The sequence below is a fragment of the Facilibium subflavum genome, from assembly GCF_003574485.1.
GTDB lineage: Bacteria > Pseudomonadota > Gammaproteobacteria > Francisellales > Francisellaceae > Facilibium > Facilibium subflavum.
The window spans coordinates 1-695 of sequence record NZ_QLIT01000385.1; the positions used below are offsets into that span (position 1 = coordinate 1).

General features: G+C 38.4%; 1 protein-coding gene. It reads right to left on the reverse strand.

What is annotated here, in order from left to right:
- Window positions 1-695, reverse strand: a 695-nt coding sequence (locus tag DNK84_RS14080; protein ID WP_268876914.1) for a PEP-utilizing enzyme, incomplete at both ends; no start/stop codon positions are given.

The window sequence follows — 695 nt, forward strand, 5'->3', positions numbered from 1 at the left end:
GGAAGTAATTTGTCTAGAGCTTTTTGTCTTTCTCTTTTATCTTTTGCTAAAATCATTTGTCTAACATATGAGATGCGATCTTCTTCAAAGAACATATGCTCAGTACGGCATAATCCAATACCTTCAGCGCCGAAAGCTCTAGCGATAGAAGCATCTTTATATGTATCTGCATTGCATCGTACACGAAGTTTACGCACGCTATCAACAAACTTCATAAAGTCTTCGAAGTCTTGAGTAACTTCAGGATCTACAGTTTTAATAATACCTCTATAGACATTACCTTTTGTTCCATCAAGAGATAAGTAATCACCTTCTGTGAAAACCTGACCTCTCTCAAAAGTAATAGTTCTTTTTTCTTCATTAATTCTTGCAGACTCTAAACCAGAAACACAACATTTACCCATGCCACGAGCAACAACAGCCGCACGTGAAGTCATACCTCCACGTAATGTAAGAATACCATTACAAGCATTCATGCCGGCAATATCTTCAGGAGATGTTTCAATTCTAACTAATATAGTTTTCTCTTGACCTCGAGCTTTTGCTGCAAGTAATGATTCAACATCAAAGTAAATTCTCCCACTAGCAGCACCAGGAGATGCTCCAAGCGCTGATCCAAGAGGGCGTTTTGATGCTAGAGCTTTATCATCAAATTTAGGGTGAAGTAGCTGCTCTAATAAGTGAGGTTCTACCAT